Annotated in this window: 18 protein-coding genes and 1 riboswitch; of the genes, 3 read left to right on the top strand and 15 right to left on the bottom strand. The window is 61.0% G+C overall.

What is annotated here, in order from left to right; all coding sequences use genetic code 11:
- Position 1 precedes the first annotated feature (1 nt).
- From cobC to cobO, 9 genes are all read right to left on the bottom strand, one after another.
- Positions 2-577, bottom strand: coding sequence for an alpha-ribazole phosphatase family protein (gene cobC, locus AC1DIH_RS21395; protein WP_477773181.1), 576 nt, complete (start codon positions 575-577; stop codon positions 2-4).
- Positions 574-1,629, bottom strand: a complete 1,056-nt coding sequence (gene cobT / locus AC1DIH_RS21390; protein ID WP_477773180.1) for a nicotinate-nucleotide--dimethylbenzimidazole phosphoribosyltransferase — start codon at positions 1,627-1,629, stop codon at positions 574-576. The genes cobC and cobT overlap by 4 nt, the downstream gene beginning before the upstream one ends.
- The gene (gene cobU, locus AC1DIH_RS21385) at positions 1,626-2,147 is read right to left on the bottom strand and encodes a bifunctional adenosylcobinamide kinase/adenosylcobinamide-phosphate guanylyltransferase (RefSeq protein ID WP_477773179.1); all 522 of its coding nucleotides are present in this window, start codon (positions 2,145-2,147) and stop codon (positions 1,626-1,628) included. Before cobU ends, cobT begins: the two co-directional genes overlap by 4 nt.
- A 77-nt stretch (positions 2,148-2,224) precedes the next feature.
- Positions 2,225-3,676: a cobyric acid synthase gene (locus AC1DIH_RS21380; RefSeq protein WP_477773178.1), complete on the bottom strand. Its 1,452-nt coding sequence runs from the start codon at positions 3,674-3,676 to the stop codon at positions 2,225-2,227.
- Positions 3,673-4,665 carry a threonine-phosphate decarboxylase CobD gene (cobD, locus tag AC1DIH_RS21375; protein ID WP_477773177.1) on the bottom strand — a complete coding sequence of 331 codons (993 nt, stop codon included), beginning with the start codon at positions 4,663-4,665 and terminating at the stop codon, positions 3,673-3,675. Before cobD ends, AC1DIH_RS21380 begins: the two co-directional genes overlap by 4 nt.
- Positions 4,658-5,566, bottom strand: coding sequence for an adenosylcobinamide-phosphate synthase CbiB (gene cbiB / locus AC1DIH_RS21370; protein ID WP_477773176.1), 909 nt, complete (start codon positions 5,564-5,566; stop codon positions 4,658-4,660). The genes cobD and cbiB overlap by 8 nt, the downstream gene beginning before the upstream one ends.
- The gene (gene bluB, locus AC1DIH_RS21365; protein ID WP_477773175.1) at positions 5,563-6,219 is read right to left on the bottom strand and encodes a 5,6-dimethylbenzimidazole synthase; all 657 of its coding nucleotides are present in this window, start codon (positions 6,217-6,219) and stop codon (positions 5,563-5,565) included. Before bluB ends, cbiB begins: the two co-directional genes overlap by 4 nt.
- The gene (locus AC1DIH_RS21360) at positions 6,216-7,511 is read right to left on the bottom strand and encodes a cobyrinate a,c-diamide synthase (protein ID WP_477773174.1); all 1,296 of its coding nucleotides are present in this window, start codon (positions 7,509-7,511) and stop codon (positions 6,216-6,218) included. Before AC1DIH_RS21360 ends, bluB begins: the two co-directional genes overlap by 4 nt.
- The gene (cobO, locus tag AC1DIH_RS21355; RefSeq protein ID WP_477773173.1) at positions 7,508-8,119 is read right to left on the bottom strand and encodes a cob(I)yrinic acid a,c-diamide adenosyltransferase; all 612 of its coding nucleotides are present in this window, start codon (positions 8,117-8,119) and stop codon (positions 7,508-7,510) included. The genes AC1DIH_RS21360 and cobO overlap by 4 nt, the downstream gene beginning before the upstream one ends.
- A gap of 81 nt (positions 8,120-8,200) precedes the next feature.
- Positions 8,201-8,435: riboswitch (cobalamin riboswitch) on the bottom strand.
- A gap of 159 nt (positions 8,436-8,594) precedes the next feature.
- Between cobO and AC1DIH_RS21350 the strand changes: the two genes are divergently transcribed.
- Entirely contained in the window at positions 8,595-9,179 is a 585-nt protein-coding gene (locus AC1DIH_RS21350) for a hypothetical protein (protein WP_477773172.1), read from the top strand.
- Between the two features lie 27 nt (positions 9,180-9,206).
- Here AC1DIH_RS21350 and AC1DIH_RS21345 read toward each other — a convergent pair whose 3' ends face one another.
- The 6 genes from AC1DIH_RS21345 to AC1DIH_RS21320 all read right to left on the bottom strand — a co-directional run bounded on the left by AC1DIH_RS21345 (position 9,207) and on the right by AC1DIH_RS21320 (position 14,512).
- Positions 9,207-9,869, bottom strand: coding sequence for a class I SAM-dependent methyltransferase (locus AC1DIH_RS21345; protein ID WP_477773171.1), 663 nt, complete (start codon positions 9,867-9,869; stop codon positions 9,207-9,209).
- 15 nt (positions 9,870-9,884) lie between these two features.
- The gene (locus AC1DIH_RS21340; RefSeq protein ID WP_477773170.1) at positions 9,885-10,418 is read right to left on the bottom strand and encodes a C40 family peptidase; all 534 of its coding nucleotides are present in this window, start codon (positions 10,416-10,418) and stop codon (positions 9,885-9,887) included.
- Between the two features lie 165 nt (positions 10,419-10,583).
- A complete protein-coding gene (locus AC1DIH_RS21335) occupies positions 10,584-11,207 on the bottom strand; it encodes a C40 family peptidase (RefSeq protein ID WP_427530364.1) in 624 nt (207 codons plus the stop codon).
- Between the two features lie 213 nt (positions 11,208-11,420).
- The gene (hda, locus tag AC1DIH_RS21330; protein WP_008033543.1) at positions 11,421-12,125 is read right to left on the bottom strand and encodes a DnaA regulatory inactivator Hda; all 705 of its coding nucleotides are present in this window, start codon (positions 12,123-12,125) and stop codon (positions 11,421-11,423) included.
- 232 nt (positions 12,126-12,357) lie between these two features.
- Positions 12,358-13,428, bottom strand: coding sequence for an AI-2E family transporter (locus tag AC1DIH_RS21325; protein ID WP_477773169.1), 1,071 nt, complete (start codon positions 13,426-13,428; stop codon positions 12,358-12,360).
- Positions 13,429-13,462: 34 nt separating this feature from the next.
- The gene (locus tag AC1DIH_RS21320; protein ID WP_477773168.1) at positions 13,463-14,512 is read right to left on the bottom strand and encodes a DUF2066 domain-containing protein; all 1,050 of its coding nucleotides are present in this window, start codon (positions 14,510-14,512) and stop codon (positions 13,463-13,465) included.
- A gap of 385 nt (positions 14,513-14,897) precedes the next feature.
- On the opposite strand from AC1DIH_RS21320, the gene purM reads away from it, so the two are divergent.
- Both purM and purN read left to right on the top strand, forming a co-directional pair.
- Positions 14,898-15,956 (top strand): phosphoribosylformylglycinamidine cyclo-ligase, encoded by a 1,059-nt coding sequence (gene purM, locus AC1DIH_RS21315; protein ID WP_145020505.1) that lies wholly within the window; start codon positions 14,898-14,900, stop codon positions 15,954-15,956.
- An 11-nt stretch (positions 15,957-15,967) separates the two neighbouring features.
- The gene (gene purN, locus AC1DIH_RS21310; RefSeq protein ID WP_477773198.1) at positions 15,968-16,618 is read left to right on the top strand and encodes a phosphoribosylglycinamide formyltransferase; all 651 of its coding nucleotides are present in this window, start codon (positions 15,968-15,970) and stop codon (positions 16,616-16,618) included.
- Positions 16,619-16,626 lie beyond the last annotated feature (8 nt).

The raw sequence follows: 16,626 nt of genomic DNA, 5'->3' as shown, positions 1-16,626 counted from the left end.
TTCAGCCCTCTTCCCTGAGCACGACATCAGCTTCGACGCGCAACGAAAACAGCGCACCATGAGCGACTTCAACGTTGAGCAATTGCTCGCGCGGCAATCCGCGTGCGCGGGCCAGCAACAGACGCATGACCCCACCGTGACTGATCAGCAACACTCGCTCACCGGCATAGGCCTGATGCAAGCGCTCGACGGCCGCCAGCACCCGTGCGCAAAACGCAGTCACCGGCTCACCTTCCGGCGGCGTAAATGCGTAGGGATCAGCCCAAAACTTGCCTAACGCTTCGGCATCGGTCTCCATCAGCGCTGCTGCACTCTGCCCTTCCCAGGCGCCGAAGTGCAGCTCTTGCAGATCCTTGTCCAGCACCACCGGCAAGCTCAACCGCTCGGCCAGTTCCTCGGCAAAACGCGCGCAGCGTTGCAGCGGTGAGCTGACCAGACGATCCCACGGACCTTGATCAATCACCGCCGCGCGCATCTGCTGCCAGCCTTTGGCGGTCAGCGCGTCATCCAGGCTGCCGCGCAATCCGCCACCGAGTTCGGTTTCACCATGGCGCAGCAGATCCAGACGCAACGTCATGCCGGGCGATCGGCCACGGCCGCTTCGGCGAAGGTCGCCATTTGTCCGTGCAGGTCACAAGCCAGACGCAGCAATGGCACCGCCAGCGCTGCCCCACTGCCCTCGCCCAGTCGCAGGCCGAGATCCAGCAAAGGTTCAGCACTCAGCGTTTCCAGGACATGCCGATGGCCCGGTTCAGCCCCGCGATGACCAAACAACAACCACTCGCGGCACACCGGATTCAGGCGCACCGCGACCAATGCTGCCACGCTGCAAATAAAGCCATCGACCAGCACCGCCAAACCTTCCTGCGCGCAGGCCAGATAGGCACCAACCAACGCGGCGATTTCAAAACCACCGAGGTTGAACAACGTCTGCAACACGTCGCCACGCTGAGCGGCATGCAACGTCAAAGCGCGCTCAATCACCTGGGCTTTATGGCTGACACCTGCCGCATCCAGACCGGTACCCGGCCCGGCCAGCTGCGCCACCGGGCAATCGAGTAATGCACAGGCCAATGCGCTGGCAGCGGTGGTATTGCCAATGCCCATCTCGCCACCGATAAACAGCTCGGAGCCTTCAGCAATCGCCCGCAGCACACTGTCACGGCCAGCCTGCAAGGCTTGCTGGCCCTGGATTTGCGTCATCGCCGGGCCATGAACGAAGTTCGCAGTGCCTGGACCGATGTACAGATGGCGCACGCCCAGCAAATTCAACGAAGGCGTGACGGTGCCAAGGTCGACCACTTCCAGCCGCGCCTCCAGTTGCCGCGCCAATACGCTGATCGCCGCGCCACCGCTGACGAAGTTGTGCAGCATCTGCCCGGTGACTTCCTGCGGGAACGCCGAAACGCCTTCGGCGACCACCCCGTGGTCACCGGCAAAAATCGCTATCCACAGCTGATTCAGGCTCGGTTTTACCCGACCCTGCAACCCTGCCAGTTGCACCGCCACCGACTCCAGCTGCCCGAGGGAGCCCGCCGGTTTGGTCAGTTGCTGCTGTCGGGCCGCCGCTTGCTCATGGGCTTGCGCATTGATCGGCTTGCACGGGTTCAACCACCAGGAATGAGTCATAACGCAGTACCTTTCAAAGTCAGGGGCAGGCCGGCGACAGTCAATACGACACGTTGACAGCGCTCAGCCAGGGCTTGATGCAACCAACCGGCTTCATCGACATAGCGGCGAGTCAATTCGCCCAGCGGCACGACACCCAGACCGGTCTCGTTGCTGACAAAAACAATTTCTCCCGGCAGTGATGCCAGGCACTCCAGCAGGGCTTCACGCTCATGCGCCAGACGCTCGGGATCTTCCAGCATCAGTAGATTGGTCAGCCACAAGGTCAGGCAATCCACCAGCAAACAACGCTCGGCACTGGCGTTTTCGCGCAGCACCCGGGCCAGTTCCAGCGGCTCTTCAATCAGCGCCCATTCAGGCGGGCGGCGCTCGCGGTGATGGGTCACGCGGGCATTCATTTCGCCATCCAGCGGCTGGCTGGTGGCAATGTACGTCACCGCCAGAGCGCTTTCACTGGCGAGCTTCTCAGCCAGACGGCTTTTACCGGAGCGGGCGCCGCCGAGGATCAGTTGCAACATGGTCATAAACCTCTAAATGGCGGAGTGACAACCGAGGTCATCGCGAGCCTGCTCGCGATGCGGCCGGCACAACCACCTCAAAACCCACAGAGCTCACGCAACAACCCAGTATCCAGATGCTTCTCCACCAGGTCCGCCAACCGCTCGATATCACGCTCGCGCAAGGCGTGGTAATCGACGTCCTGCACGTCCTGCAAACCGGACCAGCGCAACAGCGCACTGCACGCTGCCGGGGATTCGAACAGGCCGTGCAAATACGTGCCGAGCACCTGTCCGTCAGCACTTCGGGCTCCGTCGCTGCGACCGTCATCCAGCAACACCGCCGCCTGCTCCAAAGCACTACCGGTGGTGACCCCGGCGTGAATTTCATAACCGCTGACTTCAGCGTTTTCCAACGTCAGATGTCCGCGCACATTGCGCAGCTGTTTCTCTTCTTCGAGCACGGTTTCGAACGCCAGCAAGCCGAGACCGGCACTGGAGCCCGCCGCGCCTTCCAGCCCCAGCGGGTCGTGCACGTGCTCGCCGAGCATTTGCAGGCCACCGCAAATGCCGAGCAGCTTGCCGCCGTAACGCAAATGGCGGGTAATGGCCGCGTCCCAGCCGTTGGTGCGCAAGTAGTGCAAGTCGCTGCGCACGCTCTTCGAGCCCGGCAGGATGATCAGATCGGCAGGCGGAATCGGCTGCCCCGGCCCGATGAATTGCAGATCGACCTGCGGATGCAGACGCAGTGGATCGAAGTCGGTGTGGTTGCTGATACGCGGCAATACCGGCACCACCACGTTGAGCACCTGCTCGGCCTTATCGGCCTGGCGCTGATCGATGCCGTCTTCGGCTTCCAGATGCAGATCCATGACATACGGCAGCACGCCGATCACCGGTTTGCCGGTGCGCTCTTCCAGCCAGTCGAGGCCCGGCTGCAGCAAGGCGATATCGCCGCGAAAACGGTTGATGATGAAGCCTTTGACCCGCGCCTGCTCAGTGGCTGACAACAGCTCCAGTGTGCCCACCAAATGCGCGAATACCCCGCCGCGATTGATGTCGGCGATCAGCACCACCGGACAATCCACCGCCTCGGCGAACCCCATGTTGGCAATGTCGCCGGCACGCAAATTGATCTCGGCGGGTGACCCCGCGCCTTCGACCATCACCACCGGATAGGCTGCACTCAAACGTTGGTGAGAGGCGAGCACCGCTTGCATGGCGATGGCTTTGTAGTCGTGATAGGCGACGGCGTTCATGGTGGTCACGGCACGTCCGTGAATGATCACTTGCGCGCCGGTATCGCTATTGGGCTTGAGCAGCACCGGATTCATGTCGGTGTGTGGCTCCAGGTTGGCCGCCTGGGCCTGCACAGCTTGAGCGCGGCCGATTTCGCCACCGTCGGCGGTTACCGCGCTGTTGAGTGCCATGTTCTGCGGCTTGAACGGCGCCACGCGAACACCCTGGCGCGTCAGCCAGCGGCACAGCGCGGTTACCAGGGTACTTTTGCCGGCGTCCGAGGTGGTGCCTTGCACCATCAGCGTGGTCATGGGGTTTCCTTGGCGTAGGCTTCGAAAGCGTGCTCGAGGCGCTGCCAATCGGCGTCATCGGCCGGCAGGCCGAACCGCAGGCTGCTATTGTGGGTGAACAGGCGCAGCAAGATGCCGCGCCGGGCCATGAATTCGTGCAGATGCTCTGCGCGCTCGATGATCAACCACTGAAACAACGCACAACCGCCGTGCGGCTTGAAGCCATGACGCTCGAGAACCTCAGCCAGACGCTGGCTCGCTTCTTCACTGCGCAGACGCTGGCGAGCGTGGCCTTGGGTGTCACGCAAACAGACCTGACCCACTACCCGGGTCGGCCCGCTGACCGCCCAAGGACCGACCTGCTCGGCGAGCAGTTTGAGCAATTTGCGCTCGGCCAGTACAAAACCCAATCGCACCCCGGCCAGGCCGAAAAACTTGCCGAACGAACGCAAGACGATCAAGCCGACCTGATCGGTATAAGACGACAGGCTCAACTGTGGGGTGTTGTCCATGAAGGCTTCGTCGACCACCAGCCAGCCGCCGCGCTGTGCCAGCCGTGCATGCCAGTCGAGCAGGCGTTCCGGGGTCAGGCTCAGGCCGGTGGGATTGTTCGGGTTAACCACCACCAGCACGTCGAGGCTATCGAGGAAAAAGTCGACTTCCTGCTCCAGCACTTCACGCACGATGTAGCCGTTGCGACGCCAGGCCTCGGCGTGCTCGGCATAACACGGCGAGAGCACGCCGACTTTACCGGCGCGACGCAGGCGTGGCAGCAACTGGATAGCCGCCTGGGAGCCCGCGACCGGCAGCACCTGCGAGGCGCCGTAGTATTCGCGTGCAGCCTGCTCCAGGCCGTCATCGGTTTCCGGCAAGCGCGCCCAGGCCCGCAACGGGATGTCCGGAATCGCCCACGGCCAAGGTGCCAGACCGCTGGACAAGTCGAGCCAATCGGCTTCGGCGATGCCGTACTGCAACGCCGCCTTGCGCAAGCGGCCACCGTGCTCAAGCATAAAACTCGGCTCCCACACAGAGGATCAGCAACCACAGCCATACCCCACGCTGAACCAGTTGCCAGCCGTGATCGATGGAGTTGGCGTCTGCCGGCACACCTTCGCCCAACTGTGGACGCTGATGCAGCTCACCGTGATAGATCGCCGCCCCGCCCAACTCGACGCCCAGAGCGCCCGCGCCAGCAGCCATCACCGGCCCGGCGTTCGGGCTGTCCCAGGTCGGCCCCTGGGTGCGCCAGCATTTGAGTGCCAAACGGGTTTTGCCCAGCAGCGCGTAAGTCAATGCCACCAGACGCGCCGGAATATAGTTGAGCACATCGTCGATTTTCGCCGCCGCCCAGCCGAAGCGTTCAAAGCGTTCATTGCGATAACCCCACATGGCATCCAGCGTATTGCTCAGCCGATAGAGCACCACGCCCGGCGCACCCGCGACGGCAAACCAGAACAGCGCGGCGAATACCGCGTCGCTGCCGTTTTCCAGAACCGATTCGGTGGCCGCGCGGGCCACTTCGGTCGAGTCCAGCTCACTGGTCTGACGGCTGACCAGATAACCGACACGCTTGCGCGCTTCATCCAGGTCGTCGCTGCGCAGGGCCTGAGCCACCGGCTCGACATGCTCACCAAGGCTGCGCAGACCGAGCGCGCAATACAACGCGAGAATCTCGACGACCCAGCCGATGTAAGGCAACCAGGACAATGCCGTGATCAACAGGGTCAGCGGCAGCACCGCCATCACCCAGGCCGTGACGCCATGACTGCGCCAGCCACGACCGGCAGAGTTGAAACGCTGCTCGATACGATCGGCAAAACGGCCGAACGCCACCAGCGGATGCCAGCGCTTGGGTTCGCCCAGCAGCGCATCCAGCGCTACGCCGGCGACACTCAGCAACGCCACACTCATTGACTCACTCCCCAAAAATTCTCGTACAACAGTTCACTCAGCGGACGCGCCTGCGCCCAGCCTTCAAGGACCAGCATCGGCGCCGGGTAAAATTCCTTGACCGGTCCCAGGCACAACACCGCCAGCGGTTTGGCCCCCGGCGGCAGGCCGAGCAGATCGGCCAAGGCTTGCGGCTCGAACAACGAGACCCAGCCCATGCCCAGACCTTCGGCACGGGACGCCAGCCAAAGATTCTGGATCGCGCAGGACAACGACGCCATGTCCATTTCCGGCAAGGTCCGACGACCAAAGATATGCCGCTCGCGATCATCCATCAGCGCGGCGACCAACACTTCGGCGCAATCATTGATGCCTTCGACTTTCAGCGTCATGAATTCGTCGGAGCGTTCGCCCAGCGCTTCGGCGGTGCGTACCCGCTCCTCTTCCACCAGTTGCTGGATCCTGCCGCGTAACGCTCGGTCGCTGATGCGGATAAACCGCCAGGGCTGCATCAAACCGACACTCGGCGCCCGATGCGCCGCTTCGAGCAAACGCCGAAGCAGTTCGGGCTCGACGCTGCCGCCACTGAAGTGACGCATGTCGCGACGCTCGGCAATCGCGCGATAAACCGCTTCGCGCTCGGCGGCGCTGAACGCCAGATCTTCAGGATTCATGGCTTGAGCAACGCCGCCACCGCTTGCGGATTGGACGGGAAATAAAAGTGCACATAAGACGCCGTCATCCGCCCGTCACGGTAAACCGCCTCGGCACCGCGCCCGCCGTTAGGGCTCAGGCCGCGAGCGATCGGCTCAAGCTCGGTGCTGGTCAACGAATGGTGGTAGGTGTGGCCACGCAACGCGCCTTCGGGTAACTCGACCGCTTGCAGGGCCAGCGCGGCCAGGCGCTTTTGCATCACCGCATCACCGGCCAGCAGCCCTACCAACTCGGCACGCGTGCCATCGACATCGGTCAGTGAGTCGAGCAGGTACAGCATGCCGCCGCATTCAGCCAACAACGGTTTGCCAGCGCCGTGATGCGCGCGAATGGCATCGAGCATTGTGCGGTTTTCAGCCAACGCCACGTGGTGCAATTCCGGATAGCCACCGGGCAGATACAGGCTGTCCGCTTCTGGCAGTTCACGGTCATGGATCGGCGAGAAGAATCGCAACTCCGCACCCATCGCCCGCAGCAAGTCGAGGCTCGCGCCATACGTGAAGGCAAACGCTTCATCGCGAGCCACGGCAATTCGCACACCGGCCAACAATGGCTCGGCGGCAATCACGTCAGGTGCAGCGAACTCGACGGCGGGCGGCAACGCCACTTCGCAACTGCTGGCCAACGCTTCGGCGGCGGCGTCGAGGCGCAGATCGAGGTCATTCAATTCACTGGCCTGGACCAGGCCCAGGTGACGGCTTGGCAGTTCGATCCCGGTTTCCCGGGACAAAGCGCCATACCAGCGCAGGCCTTCGGTGAGGCTGCCTTCGAGCAATTGCGCGTGACGCAAGGTACCGACGCGGTTGGCCAAGACACCGGCAAACGGCAGGTCCGGCTGATAACGTGCGAGCCCCAACGCCAGCGCGCCGAAGGTCTGAGCCATGGCGGTGCCATCAATCACACCCAGCACCGGTACGCCGAAGTGCCGCGCCAGATCGGCGCTGGACGGCGTGCCATCGAACAGGCCCATGACGCCTTCGATCAAAATCAGATCAGCCTCAGCGGCGGCTTCCCACAACAGTCGACGACTTTCCTGCTCGCCGACCATCCACATGTCCAATTGATAGACCGGCGCACCGCTGGCGCGCTCGAGAATCATCGGGTCGAGAAAGTCCGGGCCGCATTTGAACACCCGGACCTTGCGCCCCTGATTGCGATGCAAACGGGCCAGCGCGGCAGTGACGGTGGTCTTGCCCTGACCGGAAGCCGGCGCGGCAATCAGTACCGCCGGGCAAAAGCGCGGCTCACTCACAGCTCTACGCCTTTCTGCGCTTTGATCCCGGCCTGGAAAGCGTGCTTGATCATGCCCATTTCGGTAACGGTGTCGGCCAGTTCGATCATTTCCGGCTTGGCGCCACGACCGGTGACCACCACGTGTTGCATCGGCGGACGCGCCTGCAAGTCGCTGAGCACCTGATCGAGGTCCAGATAACCGTGCTTGAGGGCGATATTCAGCTCATCGAGCACCACCAGACCAATGCCCGGGTCACGCAGCAATTCACGGGAGACTTCCCAGGCAGCTTCGGCGGCGGCGATATCGCGCTGGCGATCCTGGGTTTCCCAAGTGAAACCTTCGCCCATCACGTGGAAGCGCACTTGCTCCGGGAAGCGCCGGAAGAACAGCTCCTCACCAGTGCTGCTACGCCCCTTGATGAACTGCACCACGCCGCACTGCATGCCGTGGCCCATCGCCCGGGCGAGCATACCGAACGCTGAACTGCTTTTGCCCTTGCCGTTGCCGGACAGGACCAGCAGCAAGCCGCATTCATTCGGCGAGTTGGCAATACGCTCATCGATCACCGCTTTCTTGCGCAGCATGCGTGCCAGATGGCGTTCGTCACGATCAGGGGAATCAGTCATGGGGGAGCTCTCCGTTGAGGCTGGATAACGGCGGGCAGGCATAGAAATAGACGGCAAGAAGCCTGGCATCGCCCACCGTGATGCCGCTGGATGGATCAGGCCGGTCTCCGGGCTCATGAGCGGCTTGCGCCTGACTGCGCGCCTTCCCATATCGACCTTCGACACAGTGGCTCAAAGCGCAGTTTTTACTCATTTACCGTTGCGGGGGCAGCGCCGGGATCGTCGCCCGCTCTGTCAAAGAACGCGCCCTCACCAGCTTCCCTGTTTCACTCGGTCGACCACTGGGTCACAGAGCACCTGAAACAAGTCGCGAAGGTTAGAGGGTTGGGGGTGGAGCGTCAATTAAAGCCGGGGGCTCATCGACAGATAGAAACCGACCCCGATCAATAAACTGGCGCCAATCTTGCGCCACACTAAAAGCGATGATATCAAAGAGCCACAACCTTATATTACAAGAACAAAGAGGGGGAGCAACATGCAAGGCATGATCATCAGTAACCCGAAGCTGGAATTCCTGCGCCCGGTGCTGGAGCGCTGGTTCGAGTGCATCGACCGCTACAACGCAGTACGCGGCGATAACGAAAGCCCTTACTGGTTTGACGAACGCGCCAACCTGAGCCTGCTTTCGGCGGCAGCGTGGATGGCTGAAATGGTCACCCTCGAACAGACTCCGACGAAAAAGCAGATCGAGGAAGGCGAGCGCAATGGCCGCGCCGACCTGTTTATCGCCAGCAAAGAAGAACGCGCCTACCTTCAAGCCACGCAACGCTGGCCGCGAGTCAACAACCTGAATCTGACCCAGGCCTTGCACGACGTCGTGAGCGATGCGAAAAAAATCAGCTATGCCAGTGACCTGAAACTCGGCTGCCTGTTCGTTGCCCCGCAAAAGACCCAGCACAGTCCTACGCCGGAAGAGCTCCAGGACATGGTCGACGACCTGCAAAAGGAACACACCTGCGCCGTGGCCTGGTACTTCCCCTACGCCTACCGCAAATTGCACAACGAAGCCGGCAACTACCATCCGGGCATCGCACTGCTGCTCAAAGAGGCTCGCGGCTGACAGGTTGAACCTTAGGCCAATCAGGGTCTAGCGCTTGCGGCACAAGGTCAAACCATCGCCCAGCGGCAACAACGACAGATCGACACGCGAGTCATCCTTCAAGGCGCGATTAAGCGCCTGGATGGCTCGGGTGTCTTCGCTCGCAGGATTGTCTTCCAGTACTCGCCCACTCCACAGCGTGTTGTCGAATACCGCCAACCCACCGCTTCGCAGCAGCCGCAGAGCGCTTTCCAGATACGCCGGATAGTTGGCCTTGTCGGCATCGATGAAGATCAGATCGAAACAACCACCCTGCCCTTGCTGCTCAAGTTGAGCCAGGGTTTGCAACGCGGGGGCCAAACGCAAATCGATGCGCCCGGCGAGACCAGCCTCCTGCCAGTAGCGGCGCGCCGTGGCGTTGTAGTCTCCGGGAAGGTCACAGCAGATCAACGAGCCGTCATCCGGCAAGGCGGTCGCCATGCACAAGGCGCTGTAGCCGGTGAAAGTCCCCACTTCGAGCAAGCGCCTGGCGCTCATCAGCTTGACCAGCAAGGCGAGGAACTGCCCCTGCTCGGGCGCCACCTGCCAGCGCGCCATGGGCAGCGCCTGGGTTTCGTCACGCAAGCGACGCTGCAGCGGCGTTTCGCGCAAGGAAACGTCGAGCAGGTAGTTATAAAGGGAATCGTCGAGATTGAGTGTGCGAGCGGTCATGACAACCTCTGCGAACTAGAAATTGTGCGCCAGATGCTCAGGCTCGATAACACGCTTGGCGCTCAGGTAGGCTCTCTGCCAATAGGCCTTGGACAAACTGTCGAGCTTCACCGTACCACCCGTGGCGGGAGCATGCACGAAGCGACCTTCACCGACGTAGATCCCGGCGTGGCTGACTTGCGAGCCGCCATTGGTGGCGAAGAAGATCAGGTCGCCGGTTTGCAGAGCCTCCAGGCCAATGTTCGGCGCTTGCATGCCGATCATCTCGCGAGTCGAGCGCGGCAAGGAAATACCCGCCGCATCGCGGTAGACGTAGCCGATCAGGCCGCTGCAATCGAAACCTGAATCCGGCGTATTGCCGCCCCAACGATAAGGCGTGCCGACCAGACCCAGCGCGCGAATCAGCACGTCTTCAGCGGCAGGCGAGAACGATTGGGCGGGAGCGAAAACCGGGGCGCGAACGACTTTGACAGGCGGCGGAGTACGGCTGGCACAGGCGCTGAGCAGCGCTGCGAGGAAGATAAGTGCGAGGCGGGCCGACATCGTCATGTGCAGAACATCCTGATCTGGCAGCGGCTTTCTCTGCCGAGCGGCTGAAAACAAAACCGCGTAAGCAGGGCTTACGCGGTTAGTTAGTCAACAATAGATCAGGATTCTAGCGGCTACGCGCCAAACTTCAAGTAAGACTTTAAGTTGGCCTTACAAAAAGTCCGCTTACTTGCGTGCCGTGACTGTCGTTGGGGCCATGGCGAGTGCCCGCTTGGCCTCAATGAAGGTCTTGCTCCAGTAGCTGTCGCCCAGGTTATCGACCCGGACACCACCGCTGCGGCGGCTGCTGGAATGGATGAACTGGTCATCACCCAGGTAGATCCCGGCGTGACTGACGCGACCGCGACGACCATTGGTGGCGAAGAACAGCAAGTCGCCAGGCTTCAGGTTGTTGCGCGAGACCAATGGGGCATTCACGTTGATCATTTCGCGAGTGGAGCGCGGCAGGTTCATGCCAGCCTCTTCACGAAACAGATAACCGATGAAACCGCTGCAATCGAAACCGGCTTCAGAGGTGCCGCCCATGCGGTAACGGGTACCAACCAGGGACAGGCCACGCTCGAGGATGCTGTCGGCCAGAACCGGAAGCTGGTAAGGCTTGTTGCTGGCAAAGTCTGCCAGCTCTTTTTCGGTAGCCAGCTCTTCCTGATAAATAACGGAAGACTGGGCAGTCGCTGAATTTTTAATCTGCTGATCGTTTTGTTGTTGCGAGACCGGGGAATGAACCGCGCAACCAAAAAGCAGGGTGACAAGTGCGAGAGGCACGAGGGGTGCGAAGCGATTTAGCATGGGCACGACCGTGGCTGAAGTTGTAAAGAAGGCGAGACTATGCCTTCTATCGTCCTCATTTGCAAATTCAATCGATCCGAATGTGACTTATCGGTTTCTCGTTAACATCTAAGCGCTTAAGCCCATTTTAAATCTGCACGCGCCGTGAACACCCTTCCGGAAGCGGGTTTTCTAACGCCTGAAAGATGCCGAAACGCACTACAGGCCGCGGTTTTACCAGCCCAGGGTTTCTTTGAGAAAGGGGATCGTCAGCTTGCGCTGAGCCTGCAAGGAGGCCTGATCGAGGCGCTCAAGGAGCTCGAACAACGCACTCATGCTGCGAGTGCCGCGCGTCAAAATAAAATGCCCGACTTCGTCGGTCAGGTGCAGACCGCGACGTGAGGCGCGCAATTGCAGCGCACGCAACTTGTCTTCATCGGACAGTGGCCGCATCTGAAAAATCAGCGCCAGGGTCAAGCGGGATTTGAGGTCTGCCAGTTTTACCGGCAACTCGCGTGGCGAGGTCGAAGCGGCGATCAGCAGGCGCCGACCGCTGTCTCGCAGGCGATTGAACAGATGGAACAACGCCTCTTCCCAATCAGCCCGCCCTGCGACTGCCTGCAAGTCATCCAGGCAGACCAGTTCGTACTGTTCAAGGTTGTCGAGGATTTCGATACCGCGATCCAGCAACTCGGCCAACGGCAGGTACACCGCCGGCTCCCCCAACTGCTCGAAGCGCAAGCACGCGGCTTGCAACAAGTGCGTACGCCCTACGCCGTCCTTGCCCCAGAGATAGATCAGGCTTTCGGTCCAGCCGGCGTCGGCTTCGCACAGCCGCTCGACATAGCCGAGTGCAGCGGCATTGGCGCCAGGGTAGTAGTTGATAAAGGTAGCGTCATCACGCAGACGCACACCTAGGGGCAGCTGAATCGGTTTCATGCTGACTGAACAGTTCAAACGAACCGTTAGTGGCCTCTGTGTAAAGTTTGCAAAGTTTATACCCGTGACGCCAGCCGCACAATGCAGCAGACCATAAGCAAAATCAAAGGTTTGCGTTAACTTGCGAGGATCGCCGAGGTTTGTTTGACGGCGTATGTGACAGCCGGGAGAGTTTTACAGGCTTGCCCGGTAATGTGCCGGGCATCCTTGGGTACTCAGTCGACAGGGCTGATCAATCCGAATTATCCACACCGCTGTACATGCCAGAATCTTTATATAAATCATGGACATGCCGAACAAGCACCATGATCACCGCCGCGACTGGCAATGCCAGCAGGATCCCGGTGAAACCGAACAGCTCTCCACCCGCCAGAATCGCAAAGATCACCGCCACCGGGTGCAGACCAATCCGGTCCCCCACCAACAACGGCGTCAGCACCATGCCTTCCAGCGCCTGACCGACCATGAACACCGCGACAATCCCGATCATCGGATACAGGTCGCCACCAAACTGAAACAACCCGGCGATCAACGCCGCGCCGATCCCGATCACAAAGCCCATGTACGGCACGATCGCTGCCAGACCGGCAATCAGGCCGATCAACAGCCCCAGCTCCAGCCCGACCAGCATCAGGCCCGCCGCGTAGATCACTCCCAATGCCAGCATCACCAGCAACTGCCCACGAACAAATGCGCCGAGCACCTCGTGACACTCGTCCGCCAGCGATACCACTTGCTCTTCGCGATTACGTGGCAACAGGCTACGGAGCTTCGCCATCATCAGGTCCCAGTCGCGCAACAGGTAAAAACTCACCACCGGGATCAGCACCAGATTGGCCAGCCAACCGATCAATGCCAAACCCGATGCAGTGGCCTGGCTCAGCACGATCCCGACGATGTCAGTGGCCTGCCCCATGTGCTCGGTAATCGCAGCCTTGACCTTGTCGAACTTCCAGAACCCATTCGCCAACCCGAGCTTCGACTGCGCCCAAGGCATCGCCGTGTGCTGCAACCAATCGAGCATTTGTGGTGCCAGTTCATACAAGCGGAACAGCTGCTTGGCCAGCATCGGCACCAACACCAGTAACAGTGTCATGACGACCAGGGTGAACAGCGCGAACACTGCGACCACCCCCCAGGTTCGCGACAGGCCGAATGCCTCCAGGCGATCCACCAGCGGGTCGAACAGATAGGCCAGCAACAACGCCACCAGGAACGGTGTAAGGATCGGATGCAACAGGTACACAAATGCGCACAGCAGGGCTACCCCACCAAGCCACACCCAACGCCGTGTATCGGCCATGAATCACTCCAGCTTCTATATAAGGAAAGAAAATCTACCAACGGAAACTCAACTGCGCCTTGGGCGCGGGTGCCGGGGCGACCGCAGGTACTGCACCGCCGACTGCTGGCTGAACCACTGCAGGCGCAACGCCCGCCGGCACTTCCTGCAAATTCGCCAGACTCAACTGTGCTCGCAGCTGATCGGCACTGCCGTTGACGCGATACACGATCCGGTCACCATCGACACTTTGCAGGCGCACACCATACGGTTCAAGCAAGCGCCCCAGCACCGCGTAACGCTCCAGATTCATGCCTTGCACCTCAAGTACCTGCTCGGTGGACGCTCCTGGCCTGGCAACGAAACGCGGCGCCATGCGCTGACTCACCGCCAGCAATACCGCATCGGCCACAGCCGCACTGTCGGCCCCTTGCACGCTGCCTTGCTCGCGCTGGTCACCCAGCCATAAATGCCACTTGGCCTGCCACTGACCACCCTCCTCCCGCGCATGCACGGCCAACAGAGCATCCGCGCCGTAACGCTCGGAGATGCCATGCAGCGGCGCCGGATCATTGCCTTCCAGATGTGGCGCAGTAGCGACGATCTGCTCGTTCAGGTCACCCAGTGGTAAACGCAATGGCAGACCGCGATGCTGTGCCGCACGGCGCAATGGCGCAGCACTGGCCAGACCGTCGCCGACCAGGCTTGAACCTTCGGCCGAATCGTTCAGCCACCAACCGAGAATCGACGGCCGATTGGCGCCCCACAAGGCCAGCCCGGCCTGACGCAGCGCACGATCGGTGCTGACGGGATCGAAATCGACTTGCAGGCTTTCCGGTGGTCCGGCGTCGTAGCCATATCGGCTGATGATCTGCTGCGGGTCCTTGCGAATCGCCGCCAACCCTGGATTCTGCGCGGCCTTGGCATCACCGGTCAGACGCAGCACGAGGGTTTCCAGCGCACGCTGGGTGGCCTGATCGCGCTCCTCCGGGGTCTGACTGCTGACCGGCTCGCGCACCTGGTAGAGACCGTTAACGGTTTGGGCATTACTCGCCAGGCTGACCAACGACAAACAGCCCACAAAAAGAAGCTTACACAAACGCATGGAGGATTCCCGTCGACAAAAAGCGGCTGGAACAGACCGCATGAACAGACTTGAGCAAGGCTGTGACCGCCGGCCTGCGCAAAACATTCACGCAATCGATGGAAGTTTTCACTCTGTCATAACGATAGCCGGTTAACGGCTATACCTTATACAGCCACGAGCGAGGTCACCAGCGCGGGCATTTTCGGTTTTTTTAACACGATATGCCTCTGCCCGTCGGCCCGAGGATGGCCGCTGCCCCTCAAGCCTGATAAAATCGCGCGCCTTCGTAGACCGGCAACGGCTGGGTACGCTGAAATGCTCGCGCGGCAATCGCGCCACACACATTTCAGTGCACTTGCCGAACTCGGTCGTTACCCCTGAATCCCCCCTAAAGGCCTGGATCATGAGCAAGCAACCCTCCCTGAGCTACAAGGACGCCGGTGTAGACATCGACGCCGGTGAAGCATTGGTCGAACGCATCAAGAGCGTCGCCAAGCGCACTGCGCGCCCGGAAGTCATGGGCGGCCTGGGCGGTTTCGGCGCCCTCTGCGAAATCCCGGCTGGCTACAAGCAGCCCGTGCTGGTATCCGGCACCGACGGCGTCGGCACCAAGCTGCGCCTGGCTCTGAACCTGAACAAGCATGACAGCATCGGCATCGACCTGGTTGCCATGTGCGTCAACGACCTGGTGGTCTGCGGTGCCGAACCGCTGTTCTTCCTCGACTACTACGCCACCGGCAAACTGAACGTCGACACCGCCGCTCAAGTCGTCACCGGCATCGGTGCTGGCTGCGAACTGTCCGGCTGCTCGCTGGTGGGCGGTGAAACCGCTGAAATGCCTGGCATGTACGAAGGCGAAGACTACGACCTGGCCGGCTTCTGCGTGGGCGTGGTCGAGAAGTCGGAAATCATCGACGGTTCGAAAGTCGCCGCTGGCGATGCCCTGCTCGCCCTGCCGTCTTCCGGTCCGCACTCCAACGGCTACTCGCTGATCCGCAAGATCATCGAAGTGTCCGGTGCAGACATCGAAAACATCCAGCTCGACGGCAAGCCGCTGACTGATCTGTTGATGGCACCAACCCGTATCTACGTGAAGCCGCTGCTCAAGCTGATCAAAGACACTGGCGCAGTCAAGGCCATGGCCCACATCACCGGTGGCGGCCTGCTCGACAACATCCCGCGCGTTCTGCCAAAAGGCGCGCAAGCTGTGGTTGACGTAGCGAGCTGGACCCGTCCGGCCGTATTCGACTGGCTGCAAGAGAAAGGCAACGTCGACGAAACCGAAATGCACCGCGTGCTGAACTGCGGCGTCGGCATGGTGATCTGCGTTGCTCAGGAACACGTTGAAACCGCGCTGAACGTACTGCGTGAAGCCGGCGAGCAGCCTTGGGTCATCGGTCAGATCGCTACCGCTGCCGAAGGTGCTGCGCAGGTTGAACTGAAGAACCTCAAGGCGCATTAATGCAAGAGCAAATGCCCGCAACCTGTGATGTCGTGGTGCTGTTGTCCGGCACCGGCAGTAACTTGCAGGCCTTGATCGACGACGCGCAGAACGCGGACAACCCTGTGCGCATTCGCGCGGTGATCTCGAACCGCGCTGATGCCTACGGCCTTCAGCGCGCCAGGGATGCGGGTATCGACACCCGCACCCTGGATCACAAGGCTTTCGAAGGTCGCGAGGCCTTCGATGCCGCCTTGATCGAGTTGATCGACGCCTTCCAACCCAAACTTGTGGTACTGGCCGGATTCATGCGTATTCTCAGCGCTGATTTCGTCCGTCACTATCAGGGTCGCCTGCTCAATATCCATCCTTCGCTGCTACCCAAATACAAAGGGTTACACACTCATCAGCGAGCGCTGGAAGCCGGCGACACCGAACATGGCTGCAGCGTGCACTTCGTCACCGAGGAACTCGATGGCGGACCACTGGTCGTACAGGCAGTAATACCGGTAGAGTTGCACGATTCGCCGCAAAGTCTGGCGCAACGGGTCCACACCCGCGAACACCAGATTTACCCGATGGCCGTACGCTGGTTTGCCGAGGGCCGACTGAGCCTTGGCGAACAGGGTGCTTTACTGGATGGTCAGTTACTCGCGGCCAGCGGTCACTTGATTCGAAACTAGGAGATTTT

The sequence above is a fragment of the Pseudomonas sp. 05N36 genome, assembly GCF_056397385.1.
This window is presented reverse-complemented; position numbering and strand designations above follow the sequence as displayed.